Below are 26,580 nucleotides of genomic sequence, written 5' to 3' on the forward strand. Positions count from 1 at the left end.
ACCGGTATGCGGACACCGATTTTCCCGATTCTTATATACTCTTTGATGTTCCTGTCTAGCGAAGTCTGGGCTCAGGACGCGAAAAAAGGGAAACCTCTGCCCGAAGAGGAGACGGAAGTCCATAAGGACGGTCAGTCCTTAGATAAGGAATACTACGAGTATTATTTCAAAACCCTTCCCAATACGGATGTTTTGGAGAAGGAGAAGTTGGAATACAACCTTATCCGATCCTTGAAATTAGAATTGAGAAAGAGAGATCCGGAGAAAATGAATCCGGAAGAATTGAAGAAAATAAACGCAGGTTCTGTGCGTTATGAGAGAGTCTTCGAGGATTCTATTTGGATGAGAGGGATCCGAAAGCAGTTAGGTCATCTGAAATTCAAGGACTACATGTTCGTAATCGTTTACGATAAGTATTATTGCTTTATTTCCTACGAGATGAATCCAGCGAGATACATACAAGAACCATATCAGGTTCAGCTTATCTTTAAGAAGGAAAATCCTTTTACTTCTACTCTGCCTCAGCCTTGAAAGTGCTGAAATAAAAACTCAACGCGATTATTCCTAAAGAGAATACGATCCCGAAGAAGAACAATTCTTCCATAAAGCTAAAGTTAGGTGCCGCGGCAGTATTGCCAACGATCCTCCCGAGGATCATCGGTTTGCCTAAATTCTTCCAAGTGCGGGTACGGACCTGCACTGTGTCTCCGACTCTCATTCTTCTGTTAGTGAGTTGATCGACTTCTTCTGTGACTTCGTGTTTCTTGCCGTGCTCGTCCGGAACTAAGTAAGTGTAAACGTGGACGATCCTGCCCAACTTGTTCAGTTTCGTGTCCTCGATCAAAACGCCGAATTCCTTGTTTCCGGGAAGAGAAAGCTCACTGTATATCGATTCTAAACCGCGATTTTCCCAATAGACTAGGCCGAATAAAGGGAGAAAGAAAGCAAAAGAAACCCAGCCCATGACGAAGAGAATCTTATAGAACGGGGTAGAGTTCGGTTTCATTCGAAGCAGTTCTAATGCTCTTTTTCATCGTAGAATATTACAACCAAGTTTCCTTTTTTTGTAGGAAGAAAAAACGAATGGTGCAATGGATCGGGGAAAGGATAATTAGGATATGAAGGTATCTCGGTCTGATTTTTTAAAATACATGGGCAAGGGGATGCTCGCTCTGACTGCTGTCCGAAGCGTTGATCTTCTTTCCGAAACGAAATCGAGTCGTTCTCATAAAAAACATTTCGCCTCTGATTCTTCTCTTGGACATTCCAAGAAAATACCGGGCGCAACTTTCAAGCCGGTGCGTCCCAGCACTGTGGATGATCTCATTCTTCCGGAGGGGTTTCGTTACGACGTGATCGCAGCTTACGGAGACAAGATCAATGCAAAGGGAGATACTTTCGGATTCGCAGCGGATTTCAATTGCTTCTTTCCTTTTCCGAATGATCCGAACTCTGCTCTCCTTTGGACAAATCACGAGTACTTAAACGAATTAGAATATTATGTGACTGGATATGATTATCAAGTCAAGGCTCCGAATACTCGTACTCCTGAGCAGATCGAAAAGTATCTGTATGCTTTGGGCGGATCCATCATAGGACTTCGTAAATCGAATGGTACTTGGGTCCTGGATCCGAATTCCAAATACGGAAGAAGGATCACTGGACGCACTGAATTCCAACTCAAAGGTCCGGCATCAGGTTCGGAAGCGATGGGAGGAAAGACCAAGGCGTACGGTACTTTTGCAAATTGTTCCGGAGGTGGAACTCTTTGGAGCACTGCTCTTTCTTGCGAAGAGAACTTTGATATGGTTGTGAATGATTGCAAGCTCGAAGATATCCGAGAATACGGATGGATCATAGAAATAGATCCTTTCGATCCGAATTCTACTCCGATCAAACACACTGCTCTCGGAAGATTTGCGCATGAGAATGCCGCACTCGCCGTTTCTCCTTCTGGCAAGTTAGTCGTCTATATGGGAGACGATAGTAAGGACCAATGCGTTTATAAATTTGTTTCTGCAGAAAAATACGATCCTAAGAAAGGAAAAGCAAACTCCGAGCTTTTAGATAAGGGAACTTTGTATGTAGGGAACTTTGAAAAATGTATCTGGGTTCCTTTGGATTTAGAGAAGAATAACGATCTGAAAAATGCCAAGGACAAAGAAGGCAAGCCAATGTTCTCGAACCAAGCGGATGTACTTGTTCGTTGCAGAGAAGCAGCAAAGGTTGTAGGAGGAACTCCTATGGATCGCCCAGAAGATCTGGAAGTGCATCCATTGGATGGAAGTATATTTGTCTCCTTTACGAATAACGATTCTCACGGAAATTTTTACGGACAGATCGTGCGGATCTTTGAAAAAGATTCTAATCCAGAAGCAGAGAATTTTGATTTCGAAGTGTTTGCTGCGGGAGGAGGGAAGAGCGGATTTTCTTCTCCGGATAATTTGGCATTCGATTCTGCAGGTGGACTCTGGATGGTAACCGACATGACCACCAAGCTACTCGGAAAATCCATCTTTAAGAAATTCGGAAATAACGGGATGTTCTTTCTACCTACAAGCAGAGGAGACGAGGGCAAGGTATTCCAATTTGCATCCGCACCGATCGGCTCGGAGCTTACAGGGCCTTGGTTTACTCCTGACGAAGAGTTTTTATTCTTATCTGTGCAGCATCCAGGAGAAGATACTAAAGATTATTCTCGTCCTACTAGCTCTTGGCCAAGTAAGAAGAAGGGAGATATCCCTAAACCTGCAGTGGTAGTGATCCGAAGAGAGAATTAATTTTTTAGACAGGCAGCGATTGCGTCTTCTTCTTTTTCGAAGTGAGCGAACGGTTTCCATAATCCTAATAGATTAAAGATCTGAATTACTTTCTCTCCCGCTTCTGTAAGAAGTAGTTTCTTTCCTTCTTGAGTGAGACGGTTCTTCAATTCGAAGATGGCGCGTATTCCTGAACTAGAAACATACTTTAGATCGGAAAGATTCAGAACCGTATTGTTAGCATGCTTTACTTCTAGAACCTTCTCCCTGAAGAAAGGAAAGGTAGACTCATCTAAACGACCTGAAATCAGATAGACTTTGATTTCGGCTCCGGCTTCCTGCTCGAGTATCTTCAAACTATCCATGTTTCTTTACTACCACCCGTAATCGTTCCGGAGAGACCGAAAAATCCGCCTTTGCCCCGGGAGGGAAATCGTAAATGCGTTCCGCTAAGGAATCGATGGAGATCCCTCCCCGCATTTCCGAAATTAGACGGAATGAATTGCGAACTGTGAAGTGAGCCAGTTTATATTCCCGGTTTTCCTTCTTGCGCAACTCTCTACAGTACACTTTGAAATAAGGCGCTTGCTTGTCAAAGCTTACGTCCGTATTTTCGCAAGACATAACCCAACCAGTGGAGCCCGCTCCGGTATAGACTAAAAGCCCTGAGCATTTATGTTCTTCCGATTCGTTTTCGTGAGAGATTAAGAAGCGACTCGTGAGATCCGGACTATTGTTTCTTATCGAGATCTCGCTGATCCCTTGGAAGGTCTCGATTGCCTGACCATCCGGATATTCTATCTTAACATTGATGCGAGGCCATTCCTCAATATCAGTATTTTCCCAATTCTTAGAAACAGCTTCTGCAATATCTCCCGTATGAAAGGAGAGTAGGGCGCCAACCGAAGTCTCTGGATCCGAATTGCAACCTAAGACTAGATTCTCGAGAGCATGGTGAGCTACGTAAGTGAAGTGATTGTCTCCACCAAGAGCGATCACTAAGTCGAAGCGGGAAATATCTAGATTATCTAATTCTTCTCTAAAGATGAATTTTCCAGCAGGGAAGATCCGTTTTAATTCTTCTCTGCTTTGCAATTGGCGTTGGTGGGATTTATAAATTCGGGAGAAGGAATCGTTCTGAATATGAGCGATCCGTTTTAATTCTTCCTCAGAAGAATAGGCTTCCAAATCTAATTCGTACTTGGTCCGTTTGATGACTACCAAAACGGATTCGGGTTTTTTTCGCTTTTCCGAGGGCATGGATTACCTATTTGGACGGAATATGCCCTCCTAGAAAACGAAAAAAATCAGACTAAAGCGGGCTCGGAGCTATTATTTGTTTCCGAATCCGTAGCGGCCAGGATTGCCTTCAGCACTGTTATGGTGCTCTTGAATTTCATTCTGTTACCGGTCAACCTATAGAGAGCGACTAGATGTTTTAGATTTCTAATATTCTCCGGCTCTCTGGATCTGAGTTTCTCGGAGAATTCTAATGACTTCCAGTAATCCTTGGTTTTGCGTAGGCAATACGAAATATAGAAAATGTATTCGTTGTCGAAAGGTATTTTAGATAGATACGCCTCGGAGTATTTTGCACCCATATCGTATTCTTTCGCATTGATGCTGATCCTTGCGAGTTGCTTGTATAGGGCTGGATCGGAATCATCGATTGCAAGTGCTTGCGCAAAAGCTTCTTTTGTTTTTTCGGTATTTCCCTTCTTATATTCTTTGATACCGATCTGGAGGAGACGACTGTATTCTTCGGAAACTGTTTTAATAGGAGAAGAGATCGCCTCTACTTCTTTATAACTAATACTTAATAGACTTAGATCGTCGGAGATCTCTCCTGCAGCAGAGATTAGTCTTTCTAGATCCTCTAGATTTCCGCCAGAGAGTTCTACGAATCTGAGAAATAGGTTCTCATCCTCATTCATGACAGGCTCTGCAGAATTCGGATCTTGGATAATGATATCGTCTCTTCCGTCTGAACCGATAAAGATCAGATCTCCCGCTTCCAATTTATCCACTCGAACCAAAGGCTCAGAAGTATTTTCGGAGAAGCCGAGCTTTCTTAAAGGGAAATCCGGGTCCACGAAGGAAGCCTTTCTGTCCCTATAGAGAACCATATTCGGATGTTCGGCATTGATAGAATAAAGAGCACCTGTCTCTTCGTCCAAGAGGCAGATCATTGCAGAGACAAGCATTGTACCATCAAAGGTAACGAATACGTTTTGCAATTCCGTATAGCAGTCTTTTAACCATTTCTCTGGAGTTTTTTTCTGGTTTGTGCGAGAGATCTGTGTACGGGAGACGATTGCTTTAAAGACCGTTCCCATAACCAGCGCGCCTCCCGCTCCTTGGATGGATTTTCCCATCGCGTCAGAGTTCATAATTACAAGATACTTCTTCCCATAAAGAACGATCTCACTGATGGAGACAAGGTCTCCACCTATATCAGATTCTTTCTTTCTAAATACGAATGTCTTCTTCTGTCTTAAGATGCCGCGGATCTTAGTGGAATTACTTTCGTATTTCAGGGTTGCGAGAGGACGAAGAAGTAGAGAAGTAAGATAATAGTCGCCGTCTTGCTTTTCTTTCAGTGCGCGAAGGTCTGTAAGAGTTTCCTGTAACTCTTTGGTTTTTTCCTCTACTTTCTTTTCTAAGAACATTTGATGATCGAGCAGATCCTTCTTCATGTGAATGAAGACTTCTGCCATTTCGCCTAACTCGTCGGAACGATGTAAATCCACGATTGTAGATTCGTCTTCCGCAGGGTTTTTCATGGCAAAATTCAGTGCCTTCACCGCATTAATGATATCTCTGGAGAATCGGTAGGAAGCGAATAAGATTCCACCGAAGACAGCGAGTGCGATCAGTCCGCAATACAACCAAAGATTTCGAGTCGATTCATAGAGCTCGGTCTCATCAATCATCAGTAGAAAGTCTAACTTAAGATTACTCAAGCCTTGGTTTTCGTAGGGAACTTGGGTAAGATAAAAATGTTTTCCTTCGAATGTAAATCGAGAGGCGCCGCTTAGATCTTCCGGCTTGCGATCTCCAAGATATTTTGAAATCGTAGGATCGGAGAAGGAGATGAGTTTTCCTTTTTCAAAGATCGCGAGATGAATGTCTTCTGACCCTGTGATGGTATGTATAAATTTATCATCCACTACCTGGCCTACCATCATTAGACCACCGCCTCTCAGAGGAGCAGTCACCCTAAGCCCTAAACCGCTATGACCGATCTCCAAGGTAGAAGCAATTCTTCCCTGCAAAGCCTCTTGGACGATCTTCTGTCCTGATTTATCGTCTCCATAATCCGCAGGTCGATGAAAACGGAAAAATACATGCCCCGTCCTATCATGAATCTCAAAGATAGAGAGACCATACTGTGACATGATGCCTTTGATATAATCTAAGTTCGCTTGTAAGATGCCGCGATTGTGAAGGCCATTCTCTAAAATAGATAAGGTCTTTTGATTTCTCTCAATCTCTTTCAGAAGAAGACGGATAACTTCTTCCTTGTGTTTGAGTTCCTTCCTAAATTCCAAGGAGCGGTCTAACGCTCTCTTGTCCTGCGGTTCGTTTTTCACTCTGTCGATCATTTGAATGAAGGTGATCGCAAGAATTAGGACTAAGAGAAGCTGACTTGCTCCCAGGATCAGGAATATTTTTTGTCTAAAACTCATAAGTTCGTTCCGGAATATGGATTTGCCCCGGAAGGGGAGGGCGCTTTTTATTTTCAGCCTTTTCTTTTTCAAATTAGAAAAGAGACCAACAAGATAATGTAAGAAGATCCCAATAGTACTAAGGATTCGTGAAATTCCGGTTACAAAACGCATCACCTAATAGTTTGTTAGCTGGAAGAAAAAAACAGAATTGTTCTGTGGTAATTGCTACAGATGCGCGCGGCCCCCACCCTCATCGGGTGGTGGAGGTGGGCCCCAGTGGGAGAAGCTCGCGTCCGCTCTATCATATTTCCGCGTTTCTTGCAAGAGTGAATTTTGTGCTCCAAAAATGTGGGAACTGTTTTAATGTTCTTGCACATAACTTCCCTGAAATTCGACCCAGGTTCATATCTCTGGAGCTTGACTGGGAGCAGGGCTGTAGGAACTCTAACATTAGATGAGCGAGCAAGAATCACAGAAACCCGGATTTCCTTTTCACCCTTTAGAAGATTTCGTTTTGGGAGAAGTCTTGGGTCGAACTCTGCAGTCATTGGGAGTCCCGAAGGAAGAGATCGAAAAAGCGATTCTCTCTCATCTTCCTCCAGGCCAGACCCAATTCTTTTTTACTCCAAACGCAAAGAAGCAGATCCTTCTGCAAAGCATGCCAGTAGAATTAAGATCCTTTTTAGAAGCGGGAGATTGGAAGAAGGTCCTCGATACCCTCAGGAAAACGATCAAAGAAGAAGGGAGATTGGATCTTTCATTAGAGTTAATCGAGTGGATCTTTACAGGCTTCGACCAAGAAGATTTGGTCCGCGATCTATTCTCCTTGGTATTGAATGACAAAATAGAATTAAAGAAAGAATTCTATCCCCTCTTGAAAGAAGAATACGACAAGGAAATGAGAGGAGATCTGGACCGTTTCCGTGAAAAATAAAAAAGCCGGGGATCCCGGCTTTCAGAGCATTCAAATTTGTTAATATTTATTTAAAGATCGGATTAAGCCACATCAGCAAGAGGAGAAGGAGCCGTGCCTCTGACTTCTTTTCTTCCTTTTTCGGTCCAAACTGCTCTTTGGATCGTGATAATTCCCATAAAGTGAAGGATTCTCATTACTTGGTAAGTAATATCCAATTCGAACCAACGGAACGCGAAGTTAGGAGAATTCGGATGAGCATGGTGATTGTTCTGATATAATTCTCCCATGATCAAGAAATCCACAGGAAGAGTGTTCTTAGAATTATCTGGGTTCTTTGCATGGTTGCGATATCCATACATGTGACCGCACCAGTTCACGACTGCTCCGTGAGCCGGTCCCATTAGATAATGGATAGGTAATAAAGCATACAACCAAGTTGCATCTGCAGGAACAAATGCCATATAGAAAAGAGTGTAAGAAGTTCCGAAGAATAAACGGATGAACCAAGAATCTGCGAAACGATCGAACCAAGGGATCTCAGGATAATTTCCTTTGAACTCTTTCTCTACTTCTTCTTTGCGATCCAGAATGTTTTCGTAAACAACTGCGGTGGTCCACATCATATCGAAAAACCCTTTAGAAGCTACAGGAGAATGCGGATCTTTTTCGGTATCACTATATGCGTGATGTCGTCTGTGAAGGATTGCGTATGCTCTCGGATTGAGGAAGGAAGATCCTTGTACAAAAAATGTGAAGAAGTAAAAGAACTTTTCCCAAAAGCGGTTTAACTTGAACATCTGATGAGCGGAATAACGGTGTAAGTAAAAAGACTGAACGAAAGCGGCTAAAATCCAGTGTGCCGCAAAAAAACTAAGAACGATTGCCATGAAGGGCTCCTTTTTCTTTCTACTGGTTTCGAGCTCTTCTGGGGGGAATTGTTGCAAAAAAGATTCCCCTCTTTTAAAAATTTCGGGAGAAGAAAGAAGAATTCCCTCGAAATGGCCGTTTCTCCGCGGTGTAGGAGCTCCTACCAATAGGATTCGACGGATAAAATTTGGTCTTTTGCCCTCGCCTGATTTCGGCTTTCTATTCCCTCAGGGATGGTTTTCGGGCAAGATCAAGCTGTATTTCCATGTTATGTCAGAAAAGAAGGGTAAAGCTTACCCTTCATTTTGAAGCCTTGCATGTTGATTGTTCTTAGCGTTTCAAATTAGGAATATTCGGTTTTTTGAATGCAGCTCGACTGCGAGTGCCTCCTTCTTTTTCCAAAAAATCAGCGATTTCCTTACGATCATAAGCGATTGCTAAAGAGAGAGGAGTGAACCCTTCTGCTTGCGCATTGATCGAAGCCTTCTTGCTTACTAATTCCTTCACCACATTCGGAAGATCGAATACGATAGCGAGGTGGATCGGCTTCCAACCAAGATAATCCGAGTTCGGGTCTGCTCCTTTTGCCAAAGATTGTAAAGACTTATCCTCGTTCTTATCGTAGATACTCGAGATCAGGATGCGGCTTTGTTTTTGTTTTTCCTCTTCGGAGATCGCAGTGTCCGGTGGACCAGTATTAGAAGAAGTTGATTTCCAAATCGTTGTAGCGTCACCAGCAAATGCATAGTCGTAAATCGGATTTGAAAGAGGAGGCTTTGTATGATAATACAAAACGGATCCAGATCGAGAAGGATGATCTATCTTGCTGACTTCTTGGGAGTTGGTTTGACTCAGATATACTTCACCGAAATTTTTCTCAGTGAATAAAAGAGCGAGCAAGGTCTGTGCTGTCCAGGGCGCCCAAGTCGCGAAATATCCTTTAAATCCAGAGCCGATAAAAGGAGAAGAATACATTGAGATCCTTTTCTTTGCCTCTTCATCTCGAATGACTCCCATATCATAAGCCATATTTCCTGCAGTGAAACAAGCGCCCAGGAATAGAACAATCGCATCGGGAGCCGGTTTGAATTCGGAAGAGATCTGTTCGTTGGAGACAAATTCCTTCCCTAGATAAAAACCACCGACGGATTTTTGATCATAAGGAGGTCGATCCAAGTTTGTTCCGACACCATGACCTGCGTATAAAACTATATTAGAATTCTTTGCTGCAGTTACGATACCTGACCAAGGATTATTCGGAGGATAAAATTCACTTACACTCACACCTCTGTCCTTCAATACCTTGACGAGCCCTTTGACATTGTTCACATACTCTCTGGTCTTAGGGCCATCGCTTCCGTCCACTTCTCCCACAATGGCGACTGCCTTGAGTCCTGAACCGGAAATAGTAGGGGAGGGAAGATCGGCTCTTTTCTTTACCCCGGAATAAGCGGCACCTACGCTGTTATTGGGATGGGCATACCGAACTTCTTCCGATCCTATGGAGAAGAAGGCTACAAAGAGTAGAGAGAAACCGAGGGTTAAGAATGAAATCGGTTGGGAAATAAATTTCATCCGAGATTCGACGACGAGTTTTGTCAAAATCTTTCAAAGGAAGAATTGCGGCTTCGTTCGCTATAAAGGCGATTTATTTGAATTTCTTCGCGATTTCCGTTTTAAATAGGATTTCCCAATCTTCGAAACTTTTGGTTTCGGAAATTTGCAGTTCGCCCAGAACAGAAAGCCCGAAATTCCCGTATTCCGATTTTACCCATTTGTTCAATTGAAGAATGGTTTCGGATTTGCGGTTTATGACCGGTCTTTGAGATAGAATGAAATCTAATAATTCTGTGATTCCCTTCTTTGTCTTTACACTTGTAAGAAAGATAGGAGGAATGCTTCCCCCTGGGTTTATATCTTTCAGGAACTCAAGAGTCGTAGAAAGGGTATGATAGCTGGCTCTTGCGAGGGATTCTTCATCACATTTATTTAATATGAATGCGTTGGGGACTTCCATGATCCCACTTTTCATGAATTGGATCTGATCCCCGCCTAGAGGGACCATAACTAAGAAGGAAAGATCGGAAAGTTTGGAGACCTCGATCTCGTTCTGGCCTATTCCCACCGTTTCTACGAACACCAGGTCGAAGAAGCATCTTAGAAGACGGATCACATGATAGGTATAAGGATTCAATCCTCCCAACTCGAGTTGGCTCGGCTGGGAACGAAAAAAGATCCTACGTTCTCTTGTAGGAAGAGAAAGTCTAGTCCTGTCCCCGAGCAATGAGCCTCCGCTGATATGACTAGAAGGATCGATTGCAACGACAGCCATCTTCTTGTCTGCCGCAGTGTTTAAAAAGGAAGTGGAGATCTCCCCTAAGAGAGAAGATTTTCCGGCGCCAGGCGTTCCGGTAAATCCTATCGTTAAGGATCTTTCTCCAGTAAAGCCGGCGTTCTGTAGTTCTTGGAAAAGTAATTTACGAAATTCGAATGAATCCGGTCTTTCTAATTCGCTGATCAGTTTCGCCAGAGGGTATTTCTCCCCCTGGGCCGCTTCGGAGATCAGTTCTTTGAGTTCGTTACCTGCGAACCGAACGGTCATGCCTTAGACTGAGGCTGGAACCTGGGAAACGATTTCGATGATTCGATCCATCACATCCATCAGATCATAGTCTTTAGGAGTAAAGATAGCTTTCACGCCTATCTTGTGAAGTTTATCGAAGTCAGGTTGAGGAATAATTCCACCGAAGACCACAGGTATATCCGCTTTATAATGCTTCAGTTCCGCAAAGATTTGCTCTGCAAGTTCCACATGAGAACCGGAGAGAATAGATACTCCGATCACATTCGCATTCTCTTCTACCGCAGACTGAACGATTTCTTCCGGAGTTAATCGGATACCGGAATAGATCACGTCGAATCCCGCGTGCTTTGCAGAAACCGCGATCATCTCTGCGCCGTTGGAATGACCGTCTAACCCAGGTTTACCGACTACGATCTTAGGTCTTGCACCTGTGCTTTTCAGGAACTTTTCTACTTTCGCGCGGACGCCAACTACCTTCTCAGATTCCAGATTCAGTTTCTGACCTTCTACGCCTGTAGAAGGACGATATTCTCCGAATACCTTGCGTAGAGTGTCCGACCATTCTCCTGTAGTAACCAGAGCCTTTGCACATTCTACGGAAGCGAACATCAGGTTCTTGCCGTTTCGAGCATCGTCTTCTAAGCGAGCGAGTGTCTCTTCTACTTTCTTAGAATCTCTCTTAGCTTTAACATCCGCTAGAACTTTCAAAGTTTGCTCTGCAGATTTAGGATCTACTTTAAAGATACCACCGTCAGGATCGTTTGTAAGAGGGGAAGGGATTCCTTCCTTCCATTTGTTCTTACCCACGATAATGAGTTCGTCGTTATTGATCTTTGCCAATCTCTCCGCTTGGGATTTAACAAGCTGAGCCTTCATGTATCCGTTCTCGATCGCCTTGATCGCTCCGCCCATTTCTTTGATCTTTGCGATCTCTTTGTTCGCATTGTCGATCAAATCTCTGACTTTGCTTTCTACTACTTTGGAGCCTTCGAATAGGTCAGGATATTCTAAAAGATCGGTTTCGTACGCGAGAACTTGCTGCAAACGAAGAGACCATTGTTGGTCCCAAGGACGAGGAAGGGAAAGTGCTTCGTTCCAAGCAGGAAGTTGCAGTGCTCGGCATCTTGAATCTCGGCTCAGAGTGACTCCCAATGCCTCGATCAAAATTCTCCAAGCATTGTTCTCCGGCTGTTCTTCTGTGAGACCAAGAGAGTTTACTTGAACTCCATAGCGGAAGCGGCGATATTTCTCGCTCTTAACCTCATAAATTCCTTTGGTGATCTCTTCCCACATATCGGAGAAGGCGCGCATCTTGCACATTTCTTCGATGAAACGAATCCCTGCATTTACGAAGAAGGAGATCCTACCAACGCACTGCTCGAATTCGTCGTGAGTGAAGCAGTTTCTGTCTTTAACTGCGTCTAGAATTGCCATCCCGGTCGCAAGAGCGAATGCCAACTCTTGTACGGGAGTTGCTCCCGCTTCTTGCAAGTGGTACGAGCAAATATTGGATGGGTTCCATTTTGGGATCCTCTTCAAACAATATTCGTACATATCCACGATAATTCGGATGGAATGTTCCGGCGGGAAGATATAGGTCCCTCTCGCCAAGTATTCTTTGATTATGTCGTTTTGAGTCGTGCCTTGCAGCTTGGAGACGTCTTCTCCTCTTTCTTCGGCAAGCGCCACATACAGGGAAAGAAGCCACATAGAAGTCCCGTTAATGGTCATCGAGGTGTTCATTTCCTCGATCGGGATCTGATCAAATAGGATCCGGAAGTCTTCGAGAGTATTGATAGGAACTCCTACTTTTCCGATTTCGGGTCTTGCAATCGCATGATCGGAGCTATACCCGCATTGAGTAGGAAGGTCAAAGGCGATGGATAAGCCTGTTTGGCCTTTTGCCAGGTTTTTACGAAAGAGTTCGTTGGACTCCTTGGCGTTGGTGTGACCTGCGTAGGTTCTGAAAATCCAAGCGGGCTCTTTGCTCGGGTTTCCCGACTTATCGTACAGGATATGGTCTTTTTTTTCCATCTTCTTGTCCTCGGAATATGACTCTTAGTTTAGTTCAAAATGTGTTGGTATAATTTCACCTAAATTTTTAACGTTGCTCCGAAATCCGTAGGAGAGAAAAACCTGCCGCAATGGACTTGGAAAGAAACAGAAAAGCAAACCCCGCGCTCATTTTACTCTCGGTGCTGTTTCTAACCGGATTATTGACTCTATTTTATTCCTGGCATGGAGACCCTTCCAACGGAGAAAGTTTCAGAGTCCTCGCCGAACTTCGCTCTCTTTCCGAAGACGGAAAATTCTTCTCCTTCCAAGAACCCTTAGCCTTCTTGCTTTTGTATGCTTGGAAATCCGTTTTGGGTTTGAATTACATCACTGCCTATGTTACTTTCGGCGCTTTCTTCCTAAGCTTAGCGATCCATCTCTGTGCATACTTAATGGAGAAGGAGACTTGGAAGTTAAATCATTATCTTCTCTGCTATATAGCTGCGATCAATCCTCTTTCGTATACAGTGCCTTTGCATATGTTGGGAGAATTGGTGAGCTTAACCTTTCTTCTGCTCCTGTTCCTTTCATTCCGAATGGAGACAATTATCGATCTTCTTGTCTTAGCTTCTTGCACTCTTCTTGGATTATTCTCTCACTTTACTTTCTTCTTAGTCGGCTTTACTATTTTTGTGATCAAGGCAGGAACAGTAGGGATCCGGGAAAAGAAGAAGCAACAATCCGTCTTCTTCAAGAGAAGGAACCTTCCTAAATTATTCTTATTCGGATATCTTTCCGTTTTCGTATTGCTTGTGATCCTATTAGGAAATCTTGATTTTTATGGAACTCGATCCTTCTCCTTTATGGGAAGAGCTGCTTGGGCTTATTTGCTCGGATTCGGCTCCATTATTCTGATCTTATTCATAGGAGTTTTCCTCTTAAGATCGGAGAAGGAATTGAATTCGTTAGCGGCATCGATCGCTTTCTTCTTCTTGATCGCAGCCTCAGGTTATTTTACGATCCTTCCGATTGGGGGAATAGATAAGCAAAAGTTGAACTCTCTCGCTAAGGACATCGCTTCCTTGCGGGGAAGGTTGGTCATCAATCCGGACGAAAAGATCTACACTTCGCCCGAGGTCGCGTCTTATCTCTATTTCTCTACGAAACAAAAAACTTCCTTTAGCGCTTCTCATGAGCTCAGAGAGAAAGATTATATTTTGATGTCCGAGATTTGGGCAGTGGATCGTAAGCTTCTGCAAAGAGAAGTAAAAGCAAAGAATACTCAATATCTATTCTTATCCTCAGAAAGAATCTTAATAAACGCTCATTTATGGAAAAGAATCCAAACAGATCCGGGTCTGAAAACACTTAAGACACGTTCTGTAGAAGCTAGAGCCGAGATCCAAAACCAAAAAGGCTACGATGAACTTAAGGCTTTTCTAATTTCCTTGTTTGTATCTTCCAAGGCCCCCGAGGCATGAGGAAAAAACAAGAAGACTCGGACTATATCGCCTATGGCGCCAATGGGCAGCCGTTTGAAATTTCCTATTGGGACGAAATATACGGAAGCGGAAAGGATGTAGATGCTTCCTTTAACGCCAAAGAACATGCAAAATATATAAAGTCCCTTTTTGATCTGATGCAGCTAGAGCCTAGGAGCATCGCCGATTTCGGATTCGGAAAAGGGTTATTATTGAAGGAATTTGTAAAGATATTCCAGCCGAATCGCATTTTTGCAGTAGATCCTTCCGAAGAGATGGTAGATGCGATTGCAAAGCAGAAATGGATCAGAGGATATAATCTTTCCTTTTTGCATTCTACCATTCAGGATCTGGAACTAAAACATTTCAATTTTCCACCTTTCGATCTGGGCGTCTGCAATTCTGTAGTGCAGTACATTGAGGAAAAACAACTGCCTAAGGTCTTTGAAAAACTTCATAAACTAGTGAATTATCTCTATTTCACCGTTCCGACAAAGAACGACTATGATAGAATGAAGAAAGAGATCTATTTTACCGATCCGTATGCCTACCAAAGATCCAAGAAATATTACGAAAAATTGATCAAACCTTATTTCAGAAGAGTCGCCTTCAATCTTCTCGAGAGTAGGATCGTGCAGGACAGTCAGTTCTGCGACGAGTTGTTTGTAGAAGAGTAAGGGCCTATTTTATTCGAACGAGTTCCTGAATTCTAACGGTGAAAGTTTCGTCTTTGTTTGCTCTATTTCACTTGCTCCCACCAGGATTCCGAGACGAAATTCTCTCCGGGTATTACCCATTGTCCTGGCTTAGGAGTGAGTAAACGAATTTGATTTTTTTCGGCTCCTTCTTTCGTTCTAAAGATAGGCTCATCCCAGGAATGGATCGCTAAATTGAATGTTGCCCAGTGGACGGGCAGCATGAATTGACCTTTTAAATCTAGATGAGCCTGCAATGCTTGTTCCGGATTCATATGAATTCCTTCCCAAGTCCAATCATAAGCTCCGATCTTGATCGAGGTCAGATCGAAAGGACCAAGACGTTTTCCGATCTCTGCAAAATGAGGAGAGAAGCCGGAGTCACCGCTGTGATAAAATCGGTGCTTTGGACCGATGGCACTCCAAGAGGACCAAAGAGTGGATTTACGATTGAATAAACCTCTTCCCGAATAATGAACTGCCGGAGTGCAAACGATTTCGACATTCTTAGTATTCTCTTTTTGCCACCAGTCCAGTTCTACGATCCGATCCAAAGGAATTCCCCAAGCCTCTAAATGAGCACCAACTCCCAGAGGAACAAAATACTTCGTGCCTTTTTTCGTTAAATGAAGAGCAACGTCCCTATCCAAATGATCATAATGATCGTGCGATATCACTACTGCGTCTATAGGAGGCAAATCGGCTAACGCAATCGGAGGTTGAAAGAACCTCTCCGGTCCTATGTCTTCGAAGGGCGAAACTTTTTGAGAAAGAACTGGATCCGTAAAAATGCGAACTCCATCTATTTCGACTAGAACGGAAGAATGGCCAAACCAGATTGCTCTTAAACCTGTGCTGAGGGGTTCAGAAAAATCTTTAAGATTAGGATGAAGAACTGGAATGGGAGAAGGGGGAGTCCTCTGTTCCGATCCGAATAATTGTCTGCGTAAGATATTTGAATAAGTGCCTGGAACTACATTCGGAACAAAAGGATCGTTTTCAAACTGTCCGTCCTTATACATTTTGGAAGTCTTCATTCTTTCCAATCGTGCTCCGCTTGGAGTTCCTCCGAAGGAGCTTAAACAAGCAGTTTGAGATAAAACGAGTAGGGTAATCAAAACTAAAAGGATGAGAGCGTATTTTGTTAATTTACGAGATTTCCGAATGTACATGAATTTTTCCTATATAGTCCTGCGATGGATCTAATTCGTTCCTATTTCTTTTTTCTTTATATCACAAAAAGAGGAACCACATGCAGAATTTTTTGAAGAAGTTTGACAAGGAACGAAAAGAAATCAGAATATTGCTCTCAAAATTCGAAACGATCTTAATTTATAAGTTGGGTTGATTTACTATGCAAACTTTTTTAGAAACTCCTACAGGCTCTTTTGCGAATTTAACGGATTATCCTTTTTCTCCTAATTATATACAGTTGAAAGAATTCAAAATGCATTATGTGGACGAAGGGCCTAAGGATGCGCAAGAAACAATCCTACTCTTGCACGGGGAACCGAGTTGGTCTTATCTATATAGAAAGATGGTCCCTCCTCTTGCAATGAAAGGTTACAGAGTTATTGCTCCGGATCTGATCGGTTTCGGAAAATCTGATAAACCAACGGATGCAAATATATTTACGTATGAGAATCATATAAACTGGTTGAAAGAGTTTATTGTCGCTCTCGATCTAAAACGGATCACTTTGTTCTGTCAGGATTGGGGAGGTCTACTCGGTCTTAGAGCAGTTGCAGACTTGGACTCTCGTTTTAGTAGGGTCTGTGCTTCCAACACTTTCTTGCCTACAGGAGATATTCCTCCTAAAGAAGGTTTTTTAAAGTGGCTGAGTTTTTCACAAGAGGTGAGTAAACTTCCGATTGGGAAGATCATTCAGAATGGATGTGTAACTAAATTGAGTGCAGAAGTGGTCAAAGCCTACGACTCTCCTTTTCCGGATGAGTCATACAAGGTTGCTGCTCGTAAATTCCCGACCCTGGTTCCGATCTCCTCCGACAATCCTGAATCGGAGAAGAACAGACAGGCTTGGCTCTTCTATAAAAACTGGAAGAAACCTTTTATCACAATGTTTAGTGATTCGGATCCCATTACGAAGGGAGGAGACATCTTTTTTAGGAGAATGATCCCTGGAGCAAAAGGACAAAAACATACAACCATCGAAGGTGCAGGTCATTTCTTACAAGAAGAGAAGGGGGAGCTCTTGGCGGATTTACTCTCTCAGTTCATTGAAAGCAACCCTTCTTGAAGTTACACTTTCAGTCCGTTTTTTATTCTACTTTTTGATTTATGGATTTCGAATATTCTAAAATGATCGAAAGGAAATTCGGATTTTCTAAGAATTTCGCGAATATATCGAACTCTTTCTTTAGGTTTTCATAAAGATTTCCCATAAAGAAATTATTTGAGATCTCTTTTTCCGCTCGGATTAGATCGGTATTCCAACGGCACATCTTTTCTAGGACTTTTAGTCCATGATGTACGATATCTTCTCCAGTATATAGCTCGTCCACTATACCTAAGGAAACCGCATCTTGTACTCGGATCGGATCTCCTAATAAGGTGAGAGACAATGCTTTTGTAGGTCCTACTTTTCTAGCCAAAGTGGTGATAAGGGGAGGGCCTCCAAAGCGGATTTCCGGTCTAAAAAGAAATGTTTTCTTTTCGGCAATAATATAATCTCCGCAGAGCGCCAGGTCGAAACCTCCAGCGGAACAAAATCCTTTCAGAACGCTGATCACCGGTTTCGGATAAGAATATAGTTCATAATGATATTCTAAAATACGATGACGGAAAGAATCTAATTTGGTATCTATCACTTCCTGAAGATCATAGCCACTACAGAAATTTTTGCCGTTAGCAGTAAGCAAAATACCTTTTACCGCAGGATCATTTTTAGAATCGGAAAAGATAGATTCGAGTTCGTCTCTGATCTTGATGTTCAGCGCGTTGTTCATTTCCGGCCGATTCAAGGTCACAACAAGTAAGCCGTTTCTATTGTCCAAGAGTAGATGTTCAAAGCTCATAAGAGCCAAATTTTAATAAAGCTTGCATTCCTTTCTTCCACTTTCAGGATCGCATATTCAGAAATTTTCGGATCGGACTCGGGACTTGCTAGGTTTATTCGTAATCTTATACATTTGTCTTACTATTCTCATTGGGGCCGTTGCTTCCAGATTCGTTAAAAGTTCCCAGGACTATGTCCTAGCGGGCAGAAGACTTCCTCTGCTTCTGGCATCTTCTGCATTATTTGCCACTTGGTTCGGTTCGGAAACCTTGATGGGAGCCTCCTCTAAATTTGTAGACGGAGGGATCTTGGCGGTCATCGAAGATCCTTTCGGAGCTGCGTTGTGTTTGTTCTTGGTAGGGATCTTTTTTGCAAAGCCTCTATATCGAATGAACATACTTACCTTCGGAGATTTGTACAAGAATAGATTCGGTCGTAAGGTGGAATTTCTTTCCGCGCTTTTTATGATCCCTTCTTATTTCGGATGGATTGCGGCCCAGTTAGTAGCTATGGGAATTGTGATCCATACGCTCTTTGGTTTTGATATCTATGTAGGGATCCTTCTCGCCTCCATCGTAGTATTAATATATACTTATATAGGTGGAATGTGGGCAATTTCGATCACTGACTTCATGCAGACAATCCTGATCATAGTTGGCTTAGCAGTATTGGTTTGGGATCTGCAAGACAAGGCGGGAGGATTTCAAACTGTCCTCGCGACTGCGCAACCTGGCTTCTTCTCCTTCTTTCCGCCCATGAGAATGGATGCGATCCTGGCTTATATTGCGGCTTGGATGACGATAGGGCTTGGCTCTATTCCCCAGCAGGATATCTTTCAAAGGGTGATGTCCTCTAAGTCGGAAAAGGTTGCCGTGTATTCTTCTTTTCTGGGAGGAGGAATGTACTTAACGATCGCTTTCTTACCCTTGCTTGCCGGATATTTTGCAAGAAGGGTGTATCCGGAAATTGCCGCCGGGGACAATCAGATGATCCTTCCGAACGTAGTATTAGTACATTCTACTTTACTGATACAGATCCTATTTTTCGGTGCATTGCTTTCTGCGATCTTAAGCACAGCTTCCGGAGCAATTCTTGCACCGGCTTCGGTATTGGGAGAGAATTTGATCCGGCCAGCGCTTAAGGATCCATCCGAAAAATTGCTTTTGAGAGTGATGAGGTTTTCCGTATTAATCGTAACGATCGTTTCTGTAGGAATGGCATTGAGCGAAACCAATATCTATCAACTCGTGGCGGACTCTTCTTCCATTAGCCTTGTGTCTTTATTTGTACCTTTGATTGCTGCTCTGTTTTGGAAGAAGGCAAACGCGAGCGGGGCTGTATACGCAATGTTCTCCGGAATGATCGTTTGGTTGGTATTAAAATTTTTCGGGCCGGAATGGCTCCCGGCCACCATACCTGCGTTAGGCGTCAGCTTCTTGGGACAATATTTGGGGAGATTCTTTGCTTTTTCCTACTTGGAAGAAGGGTTAGGCTGAAACCCGATTTCTTCCTGCTGCCTTGGACTCATATAGTTTTAAGTCGGCAGCCTTTAGGAAGTCTTCTGAGCTTTCGTCGGTCTCTCGAGTCGCGACTCCTATACTCACGGTGATCTTCCAAGGGATATCGTCAAAGGTTTCGTTCTCGATCCTTGTTCGGATTCTTTCTGCAACGAATCTTGCGCCTTCTCGGTTGGTATTCGAAAGTACTACGCAGAATTCTTCCCCGCCATAACGAGCCGCTACATCACAATCCCGAACTAGACCGGATAAAAGACGACCTATACTTGCGAGAAGTTTATCTCCCGCTTGATGTCCTAAGGAATCATTTGCCTTCTTGAAATGATCGAGATCTAAAAGTAGAACGGATAAAGGAAAATCATATCTTCTGGATGCAGAAAGGAGAGTATGGAGGGACTCCATTAAATGTCTGCGATTGAATAGACCTGTTAAAGAATCCTTATGAGAAAGCTCTTTCAAGTTCCGATTAGATTCTTCTAATTGAAGTTGAAGTATATTGCCTTTAAGACGAGCACTTTCTACACTGATCGCACCTCCTAAACTTGCTATAGAGAATGCAATGATCGGAGTGACTGTAGGTAGATTGAATTCATTCCCCAATACATACACGAATCCAATCACAAACCATGAAAAATTCAAAAGAACAATGAATGTATAAGTGAAGAGGCTAGCTCGAATAAATAGAGGCAGCATAAGAAGACCAAAACAATAAGCAGAATAGTCTGTGATATGGGAGAAGTCGACCAAGGTGGTGGACGTTGTTGTCATCGTTAAAGCAATCACATAAGAAACAGTAGTGAAATGAGACAGTTTCTTTCCCTGTAGATCCTTAAGGGCTAAAATTGCCAACATGAATCCAGAAATCAAAGCCGAGGATCCGAAGCACATTCCATACAAGAATTGAAGATTAGGGACGGTTTGAGTGTCCGGTAAGAATAGATTTTGAAAGAGTAAGATAACAGAGATTAGTAGAATAAAAGAACTTAAAACCCTGATGGACTTATCGTTATCCAAGGACCTGAGTTTTCGAATTTCACCCGATTTCGAATAGGAAAAATCTTCCGCTATGAACTTTCTAATTTTCATGTGAATAATCAGATAGACGGAAGGAAGATCTTTGTTTATACAGAACTCTCTTCGTAACCTCTTTGCAGAAAGCCTTAAAATTAGAAAATTATTTACTTCATATAAGAAAGAAAGGTGAGGCTTCCTTCGTCCCGCAAACTAACGAGCATCCATTGAGTCTCGAATGAGAAAGATCTTAGACTTAGTTCTAGATAAACCTTCGATCTTTGATTGAGTAAAATCAATGCTGAAAGAAATTTACTAGATTGAAATGCAGCAAGATGAAAAAAGCCTCCCTTTCTACCTTACCTAAAAAAATCTGGTAAGCATGGAATCGGTCGCAACCGCAACTCGCTCAAAAACAGTAACTAACGAAATATTCTTAATCTTTCTTTTAGCAAGCATACAGTTCACAAACATCATGGACTTCATGATTATGTTTCCTCTTCAGGATTACTTCTTGAAGCAGTTTCATATTAATACTGCGATGTTCTCCTTAATTTTATCATCTTATTCTTTCGCGGCTGCGATCGCTGCGCTAGTTGGGGCTAACTTTATCGATCGCTTCAATCGTAAATCGGCTGCCATCTTTTTGTATTCCGGCTTCTTGATCGGAACGGCGCTTTGTGCCGTTGCGCATACTTATAGTTTTCTTTTGATCGCTCGCGTCATTGCCGGAATTTTCGGTGGAATGATGAGCGGAATCGTTCTTTCTATCATAGGCGACGTGTTTCCTATTGAGAAAAGAGGGAAGGCAATGGGTGGAGTGATGGGAGCTTTCTCTGCTGCTTCGGTATTAGGAGTTCCTTCAGGGATACGCATCGCAATTCATTTCGGCTGGAACTATACTTTTGGATTCATTGTAGCAATTGGAATTCCGATCTTAGCCTTTGCCATATTGTATTTACCTAGTTTGCCTTCTAAAATGGAGAAGACTCCAATTGCCGACTTCAGTCAGTTGGGTAAGGTTCTGTCCGATCCGGCTCACCTGAGAGCTTTAGTCTTCTTTATGGCCGTGATCCTAGGGGGGTTCACTGTAGTAACTTCGATCGCCGTTTATATGGAAAGGAATATGGGCTTCTCCAAGCATGATGTAAGCCGTATTTACGAAATCGGTGGGATATGTACGTTTGCTTCTTCTTGGTTAGTAGGTTTCCTATCTGATAAATTTGGAAAGCATAGGATCTTCATGTTCCTTGTCCTTCTTGCGATTTTACCGATTCTCTCGATCACTCATCTTCCTCAGGACTTGCCAGTGCCTTTGGCGCTCGTGGTGACCACCTTCTTCATGATCTTGGTTTCCGGTCGGGTGATTCCTGCAATGGCTTTGATGACTTCTTCCATTCGACCTGAGATCCGTGGAAGCTTCATGTCCGTGAATTCCAGCATGCAAAGTGTTGCGACGGGCCTGGGAGCTTTGTTAGCCGGTGCTATACTAGTTCAGTTGCCAAATGGAACTTTCGAAAGATTTGATATTGTAGGATATCTTGCGGTTGGCTTTAATCTTCTCGCTCTTTATCTCTCCAGAAAAGTAAAAGTAGTCTCCTAAACTGCTGAGATCGAAAAGTCATTTTGAAATTCTAAAAAAATTCGGACATTTCTTGACTTTTTAATGTGACAGAATATGGTCTGGCCACACGTAAAAGGAGGTGGTTTAGTTGAGTAGCGACAGTTGCAGCAAGAAAATGACCTGTGAGGTGGCTGAGCAATAGCCCAGACCCCTGCAAAAGGACCTTTCGGACCCTATTGCAATACCATCAGACCACTGGCCTTTCTGAGTTCTGAAAATTGGTCACTTTCGGGCATTCGGCTTTGCTGGACGCAGACACTCAGAAGGTTTTAATTCCTGAATATCATAAGTTGGGAATATTCCTTTTCGTCGAAGTTACGACAAGATTCACTCCTATTTCTTTCCAGGTTGATCTCCAAATTGGGAGATCATGATCAATTTGTAGTAACTTCGACAACCAAATCTCTAACTACTAGCTCTTCTCCTCCATCCAACTGCTCTCGTTATCCAACCGTTCAGCGGAAAGAGAGTGTTCCCTGTCGAAGTTACTACAAACCCAATCTTCCGAACCAATATTACGTCTTGAAATTTACCCGCAAGGTCGAAGACTGGCCCGGCAGGGTTTTTGATCGGAATGAAGAGAGCTTTGATCTTATCGGGTGGAGGAGCCAGAGGGGCCTATCACGCCGGCGTATTGAAGTATTTAGAAGAGATCAATTTCAAACCAGATGTGGTTTGTGGAACGTCCGTAGGAGCTATAACAGCCAGCGCACTCGGATGCGGAATGAACGCTGCGGGAATTATCGAGCTATGGAAATCCATAGAGATCCAAAAGGTAATGAAGTATTCCATTTGGAATGATTTCTTGGACCTGATCTTTCGCCGATTTTCCCCTTTGGCAGATACAACTCCCTTAAAATACCTGCTCTATTCTCAACTTGATTTTCGAAAGCTAAGAAAGAATCCGATGGAAGTGATCATCACTGCAGTGAACATATTGACAGCTGAGTTGGTGTTCTTCGGGAATAAGGACATAGATATAGAACATGTCATGGCTTCTTCCGCCATACCATTGATCTTCCCTTGGCAATATGTAGATGGCAAGCCACATTGGGACGGGGGTGTGATGGCTAACGTTCCTATTCTTCCCGCAGTAGAAAGAGGCGCCAAAGAAATCGTAGTAGTCTTACTCTCGCCGGTGGGCGGAGTGAATATGGGATTGCCAAGAAGCAGAAGAGAAGGATTGGAGCGAGTCTTCGAACTTTCTTTGATTGGGTCCTTTCAAACCATTATGGCAAACTTGCAATACCAGAAAAAGAAAAAAGAGAAGAAAAGAGGCTTCACAAGATCTTTGTCTCTCCTTTCCTTTTCGGAACCGGAGAAGTCGGATTACAAGATTCGAGTCATAGGACCGAGGACTTCTTTAGGATTCGGAAGTATATTAAATTTTTCTCAAGTCCAAGCGGATTATCTGATCAGCCGAGGATATGAAGACGCAAAGGTTCAATTCGGAGAAGATTAATCCAATGTTGGAAGTAAAAATTAAAGACGGGAATTTCGTAGATTCCGAAGGATATATTCTTCAACTGAGAGGAGTGAATCTTTCCGGAAGTACTAAACTTCCTTATAAACCGGATGGGACCACGCATTTTGATCAATCCTTGAGCTTTCATGACCACAGAAAAGTTTCTTTTGTGGGAAGGCCGTTAGAGGAAAAGGAAGCTTCGGAACATTTGGATCGCTTGCGAAAATGGGGATTTAATTTTCTTCGCTTCTTGGTGACTTGGGAGGCGATAGAACATCTCGGCCCTGGCAAGTATGATCTGGCCTATCTGGATTACGTGGAAAGAATGGTCGCCTTAGCCGAGAAGAAAGGCTTCTACGTATTTATGGATCCGCACCAAGACGTTTGGTCCCGATTTACCGGAGGAGACGGCGCACCCGGTTGGACCTTAGAAGAAGTCGGAATGGACATAGAGAAGATCAAAGATTCCGACACTGCAATCGTACATCATTTCCAAGGTAGGAACTACCGAAGAATGTCCTGGCCTCTGAATTATCAGAAGTATGCATGCGGTACCATGTTTACTCTTTTCTTTGGGGGAAGGACCTTCGCACCGAAACTAAACATTCGCGGAAAGAATGCGGAGACTTTTTTACAAGATCATTATATAGAAGCGATTAGTAAAGTAGCGAAGAAGGTTTCGAAATACAAAAATGTGCTCGGCTTCGATTCATTGAACGAGCCTTCTCCTGGCTGGATAGGAAAGAAGAATATAGGAGAATTCTCTGGCCTTGGTTTCGGAAAAATAGTATCCACTTCTCCTTTTCAAGAAATGTTCCTTTCCGAAGGAAGAACAGTAAATGCGTATAACGCGTATATGTTGGGATTTACAGGTGTTCATTTCGGAAAAACTAAATTGAATCCGAACGGGATTCCTCTTTGGAAAGAAGGAAAGTCTTGCGTATGGAGACAGCATGGGGTTTGGGATTACGATCCGAACGGGGCTCCCATGCTCTTAAGACCGAATTACTTCGGAAAGTATAGAGGAAGACAAGTCGAATTCTATTCCGAGTTTATGCTTCCCTTTATTAAGAAATTCAAAACTAGGATCCAATCCGTACAAAAGAAATTCTCCGTCTTTATAGAATCCGATCCTGGAAGCCTTGATATAGATTGGAAGGAGAAGCCGAAAACAGGAGAGGGAACTGTTGTAAACGCCACTCACTGGTATGATGTTTCGGTGCTCATGTTCAAACGTTATATTCCTTGGTTCGGAGTGCATATCTTCAAGCAGGTTCCGATATTCGGTAGAAAGAATGTGGATAGAGCGTACGAAGATACCATTAAGATGATCAAGGATCTCTCCATTAAGAAAATGGGAAATTGTCCTACCGTTATCGGAGAGACTGGAATCCCGATGGATATGAACGGACGATTAGCTTTTCGAACTAAGAACTATTCTCATTTAGAAGCAGCATTGCATAGGATCCTTTCCGCTATCGAAAAGAACTTCGTGCATTATACGTTATGGAACTATACTCCTGATAATACGAATAGCCTTGGCGATAGATGGAACGAAGAAGACCTTTCTATCTATTCTATAGACACTCCTAAGAGCATAGATGAAGATGGGGGAAGGGCAGTGAAGGCCTTTTCTCGTCCATATCCGATTCGAACAAAAGGGGATCCCGAAGCCATTAGCTTTGATATGGATAAGTCCATGTTCAAATATTCGTTTCGTAAAGAAGCAGAAGAGATCCCTATTGTTGAGATCTTTCTTCCGGAAGTTCATTACGGAAAAGGTTTCGAAGTATTGGTAAATGCCGGAACTTGGAAGTATGATGCAAAGAAGAGGATATTAACCTTTAAGGGAGAAAAGTCAGTCTCATATTACGGCATAACTATTTTCCCGGCAAAAAAATAACTTTTCTATAGAATGGTGGTCGCTAAAATGGCGTTCGTCGTTGAACTTTCGCGACATATAATAAATATTCGTAGAGGTGTTGCATGAAAAAAACGTTTTTTTCAATCCTTGCTATCTTTCTTCTTGCAGGTATTATTTCTTGCGGAGGAGCAAAAGTTAGCCAAGCAGAATGTGAACCAGTAGTAGGCGATCTATTGAAAAACATTACCGCTGCTCAAACTCCTGAGCAAGCTGCAAAGTTTCAAGTGATGCAAGCTCAAGTTTCAGCTCAATTGCTGAAAGAATGTATGACTGGAAAGTATGATCTTACCTGTTTAAGATCTGCTAAAACAATTGCAGCTCTTCAAACCTGCAAAAAGTAATTTCTTCTAAAAGAGTCGAGTTCTAAACTCGGCTCTTTTCTTCTACTCTTCTCCTTTCTCCTTCGTAATCAAAAAAAAGCCTTTCTCTTCCGTATAGCATCCGTGTTCTCTATACTGCCCACTTGGAAAGAAGTGGATCCTCTGCGCATAACGATATTCATTCCGAACGCATTTTAGACAAATATCCCAGCGTATCGCCCAATCGCATTCCTCCGTCCTAAAAGCAGGTAATACTCTAAGCAAAGGTTTTACACTAGGACTTTCTCCAGGAAAAGCGCTTTGAGGAGAAGGGACCAGATCTCCTTGGGATATGAATCCAGCCATAGTGATCAGTAAGATTGCTATAAAAGAAGGGGATTTCATTTAGGATCAGATCTTTTTCTAAGATCGGCGAACGGAAGGCCAGTCTGGAGGGGAATTATGTCGTATTGTGGGAATCGGATGTCGAAGATACTACAAAAATCCCCCCTCAGCTTCCAGCTTGACGGATCGCAACTGACCTATTTCGCGCTCGGAGTCGCAAGGCTGGAGCAAGCGGACAACGATGACCGAGCTCTTCTTCTCAACTGGAGCGGAGAGAAGTTATGCAAGTAAGAAGAATTATTTGATCGAAAATTTTCTCCGAATGTAAAAAAGCCAGTTTCGATTTGTTACTTCAATCAAAGCCCAAAGGAGAAAATAGGAAAGGGTAGAGTTAGATTAACCGTCGGAATT

General features: G+C 42.9%; 23 protein-coding genes. 11 read left to right on the forward strand and 12 right to left on the reverse strand.

What is annotated here, in order from left to right:
• The first annotated feature begins 6 nt into the window (after positions 1-6).
• Entirely contained in the window at positions 7-531 is a 525-nt protein-coding gene (locus tag EHO59_RS10155; RefSeq protein ID WP_135587545.1) for a hypothetical protein, read from the forward strand.
• Here the strand turns inward: EHO59_RS10155 and EHO59_RS10160 are convergent.
• On the reverse strand, positions 512-1,006 hold the full coding sequence (locus EHO59_RS10160; protein WP_135587547.1) for a hypothetical protein: 495 nt from the start codon (positions 1,004-1,006) through the stop codon (positions 512-514). The two genes, EHO59_RS10155 and EHO59_RS10160, sit on opposite strands and share 20 nt — an antisense overlap.
• A 112-nt stretch (positions 1,007-1,118) precedes the next feature.
• On the opposite strand from EHO59_RS10160, the gene EHO59_RS10165 reads away from it, so the two are divergent.
• On the forward strand, positions 1,119-2,780 hold the full coding sequence (locus tag EHO59_RS10165) for a PhoX family protein (RefSeq protein ID WP_135587549.1): 1,662 nt from the start codon (positions 1,119-1,121) through the stop codon (positions 2,778-2,780).
• Here EHO59_RS10165 and EHO59_RS10170 read toward each other — a convergent pair.
• Genes EHO59_RS10170 through EHO59_RS10180 form a run of 3 tightly spaced genes read right to left on the reverse strand, consistent with a single transcriptional unit; the run spans position 2,777 to position 6,448 of the window.
• On the reverse strand, positions 2,777-3,124 hold the full coding sequence (locus EHO59_RS10170; RefSeq protein ID WP_135587551.1) for an STAS domain-containing protein: 348 nt from the start codon (positions 3,122-3,124) through the stop codon (positions 2,777-2,779). The genes EHO59_RS10165 and EHO59_RS10170 overlap by 4 nt on opposite strands.
• Positions 3,117-4,019 carry a diacylglycerol kinase catalytic domain-containing protein gene (locus EHO59_RS10175; protein WP_135587553.1) on the reverse strand — a complete coding sequence of 301 codons (903 nt, stop codon included), beginning with the start codon at positions 4,017-4,019 and terminating at the stop codon, positions 3,117-3,119. The genes EHO59_RS10170 and EHO59_RS10175 overlap by 8 nt, the downstream gene beginning before the upstream one ends.
• A 47-nt stretch (positions 4,020-4,066) precedes the next feature.
• Positions 4,067-6,448, reverse strand: a complete 2,382-nt coding sequence (locus tag EHO59_RS10180; RefSeq protein WP_135587555.1) for a SpoIIE family protein phosphatase — start codon at positions 6,446-6,448, stop codon at positions 4,067-4,069.
• 436 nt (positions 6,449-6,884) lie between these two features.
• On the opposite strand from EHO59_RS10180, the gene EHO59_RS10185 reads away from it, so the two are divergent.
• A complete protein-coding gene (locus EHO59_RS10185) occupies positions 6,885-7,364 on the forward strand; it encodes a hypothetical protein (RefSeq protein WP_135587557.1) in 480 nt (159 codons plus the stop codon).
• Positions 7,365-7,426: 62 nt separating this feature from the next.
• On the opposite strand, the gene EHO59_RS10190 is transcribed toward EHO59_RS10185, so the two are convergent.
• The 4 genes from EHO59_RS10190 to EHO59_RS10205 all read right to left on the reverse strand — a co-directional run bounded on the left by EHO59_RS10190 (position 7,427) and on the right by EHO59_RS10205 (position 12,831).
• Positions 7,427-8,233, reverse strand: coding sequence for an acyl-CoA desaturase (locus EHO59_RS10190; RefSeq protein ID WP_135587559.1), 807 nt, complete (start codon positions 8,231-8,233; stop codon positions 7,427-7,429).
• Positions 8,234-8,543: 310 nt separating this feature from the next.
• Entirely contained in the window at positions 8,544-9,788 is a 1,245-nt protein-coding gene (locus EHO59_RS10195) for an ankyrin repeat domain-containing protein (protein WP_135587561.1), read from the reverse strand.
• Between the two features lie 73 nt (positions 9,789-9,861).
• Entirely contained in the window at positions 9,862-10,815 is a 954-nt protein-coding gene (locus EHO59_RS10200) for a P-loop NTPase family protein (protein WP_135587563.1), read from the reverse strand.
• 3 nt (positions 10,816-10,818) lie between these two features.
• Positions 10,819-12,831: a protein meaA gene (locus EHO59_RS10205; protein ID WP_135587565.1), complete on the reverse strand. Its 2,013-nt coding sequence runs from the start codon at positions 12,829-12,831 to the stop codon at positions 10,819-10,821.
• 110 nt (positions 12,832-12,941) lie between these two features.
• Here EHO59_RS10205 and EHO59_RS10210 point away from each other — a divergent pair, with 110 nt between their 5' ends.
• The gene (locus tag EHO59_RS10210; RefSeq protein ID WP_135587567.1) at positions 12,942-14,273 is read left to right on the forward strand and encodes a hypothetical protein; all 1,332 of its coding nucleotides are present in this window, start codon (positions 12,942-12,944) and stop codon (positions 14,271-14,273) included.
• Positions 14,270-14,950 carry a class I SAM-dependent methyltransferase gene (locus EHO59_RS10215; protein ID WP_135587569.1) on the forward strand — a complete coding sequence of 227 codons (681 nt, stop codon included), beginning with the start codon at positions 14,270-14,272 and terminating at the stop codon, positions 14,948-14,950. The genes EHO59_RS10210 and EHO59_RS10215 overlap by 4 nt, the downstream gene beginning before the upstream one ends.
• A gap of 62 nt (positions 14,951-15,012) precedes the next feature.
• Here the strand turns inward: EHO59_RS10215 and EHO59_RS10220 are convergent, their stop codons facing one another.
• Complete coding sequence (locus tag EHO59_RS10220; RefSeq protein ID WP_135587570.1) at positions 15,013-16,140, reverse strand: MBL fold metallo-hydrolase; 1,128 nt, start codon at positions 16,138-16,140, stop codon at positions 15,013-15,015.
• Between the two features lie 182 nt (positions 16,141-16,322).
• Here EHO59_RS10220 and EHO59_RS10225 point away from each other — a divergent pair, with 182 nt between their 5' ends.
• Complete coding sequence (locus tag EHO59_RS10225) at positions 16,323-17,225, forward strand: haloalkane dehalogenase (RefSeq protein ID WP_135587572.1); 903 nt, start codon at positions 16,323-16,325, stop codon at positions 17,223-17,225.
• 22 nt (positions 17,226-17,247) lie between these two features.
• On the opposite strand, the gene EHO59_RS10230 is transcribed toward EHO59_RS10225, so the two are convergent.
• Positions 17,248-18,003, reverse strand: a complete 756-nt coding sequence (locus EHO59_RS10230) for an enoyl-CoA hydratase/isomerase family protein (protein ID WP_135587574.1) — start codon at positions 18,001-18,003, stop codon at positions 17,248-17,250.
• Positions 18,004-18,088: 85 nt separating this feature from the next.
• Between EHO59_RS10230 and EHO59_RS10235 the strand changes: the two genes are divergently transcribed.
• Entirely contained in the window at positions 18,089-19,480 is a 1,392-nt protein-coding gene (locus EHO59_RS10235; RefSeq protein ID WP_135587576.1) for a high affinity choline transporter 1, read from the forward strand.
• Here the strand turns inward: EHO59_RS10235 and EHO59_RS10240 are convergent.
• Positions 19,472-20,587, reverse strand: a complete 1,116-nt coding sequence (locus tag EHO59_RS10240) for a GGDEF domain-containing protein (RefSeq protein WP_135587577.1) — start codon at positions 20,585-20,587, stop codon at positions 19,472-19,474. The two genes, EHO59_RS10235 and EHO59_RS10240, sit on opposite strands and share 9 nt — an antisense overlap.
• Positions 20,588-20,894: 307 nt before the next feature.
• Between EHO59_RS10240 and EHO59_RS10245 the strand changes: the two genes are divergently transcribed.
• The 4 genes from EHO59_RS10245 (at position 20,895) to EHO59_RS10260 (ending at position 25,866) form a co-directional block, all read left to right on the forward strand.
• Positions 20,895-22,115: an MFS transporter gene (locus EHO59_RS10245; RefSeq protein WP_135587579.1), complete on the forward strand. Its 1,221-nt coding sequence runs from the start codon at positions 20,895-20,897 to the stop codon at positions 22,113-22,115.
• A gap of 595 nt (positions 22,116-22,710) precedes the next feature.
• A complete protein-coding gene (locus EHO59_RS10250) occupies positions 22,711-23,598 on the forward strand; it encodes a patatin-like phospholipase family protein (RefSeq protein WP_135587581.1) in 888 nt (295 codons plus the stop codon).
• A gap of 4 nt (positions 23,599-23,602) precedes the next feature.
• Complete coding sequence (locus EHO59_RS10255; protein ID WP_135587583.1) at positions 23,603-25,504, forward strand: glycoside hydrolase family 5 protein; 1,902 nt, start codon at positions 23,603-23,605, stop codon at positions 25,502-25,504.
• Positions 25,505-25,587: 83 nt separating this feature from the next.
• Entirely contained in the window at positions 25,588-25,866 is a 279-nt protein-coding gene (locus tag EHO59_RS10260; protein ID WP_135587585.1) for a TIGR04454 family lipoprotein, read from the forward strand.
• A 42-nt stretch (positions 25,867-25,908) separates the two neighbouring features.
• On the opposite strand, the gene EHO59_RS10265 is transcribed toward EHO59_RS10260, so the two are convergent.
• Entirely contained in the window at positions 25,909-26,190 is a 282-nt protein-coding gene (locus EHO59_RS10265) for a hypothetical protein (RefSeq protein ID WP_246052837.1), read from the reverse strand.
• Positions 26,191-26,580: the final 390 nt, after the last annotated feature.

This window comes from Leptospira semungkisensis (genome assembly GCF_004770055.1).
In the GTDB taxonomy this organism is placed as follows: Bacteria; Spirochaetota; Leptospiria; order Leptospirales; family Leptospiraceae; genus Leptospira_B; species Leptospira_B semungkisensis.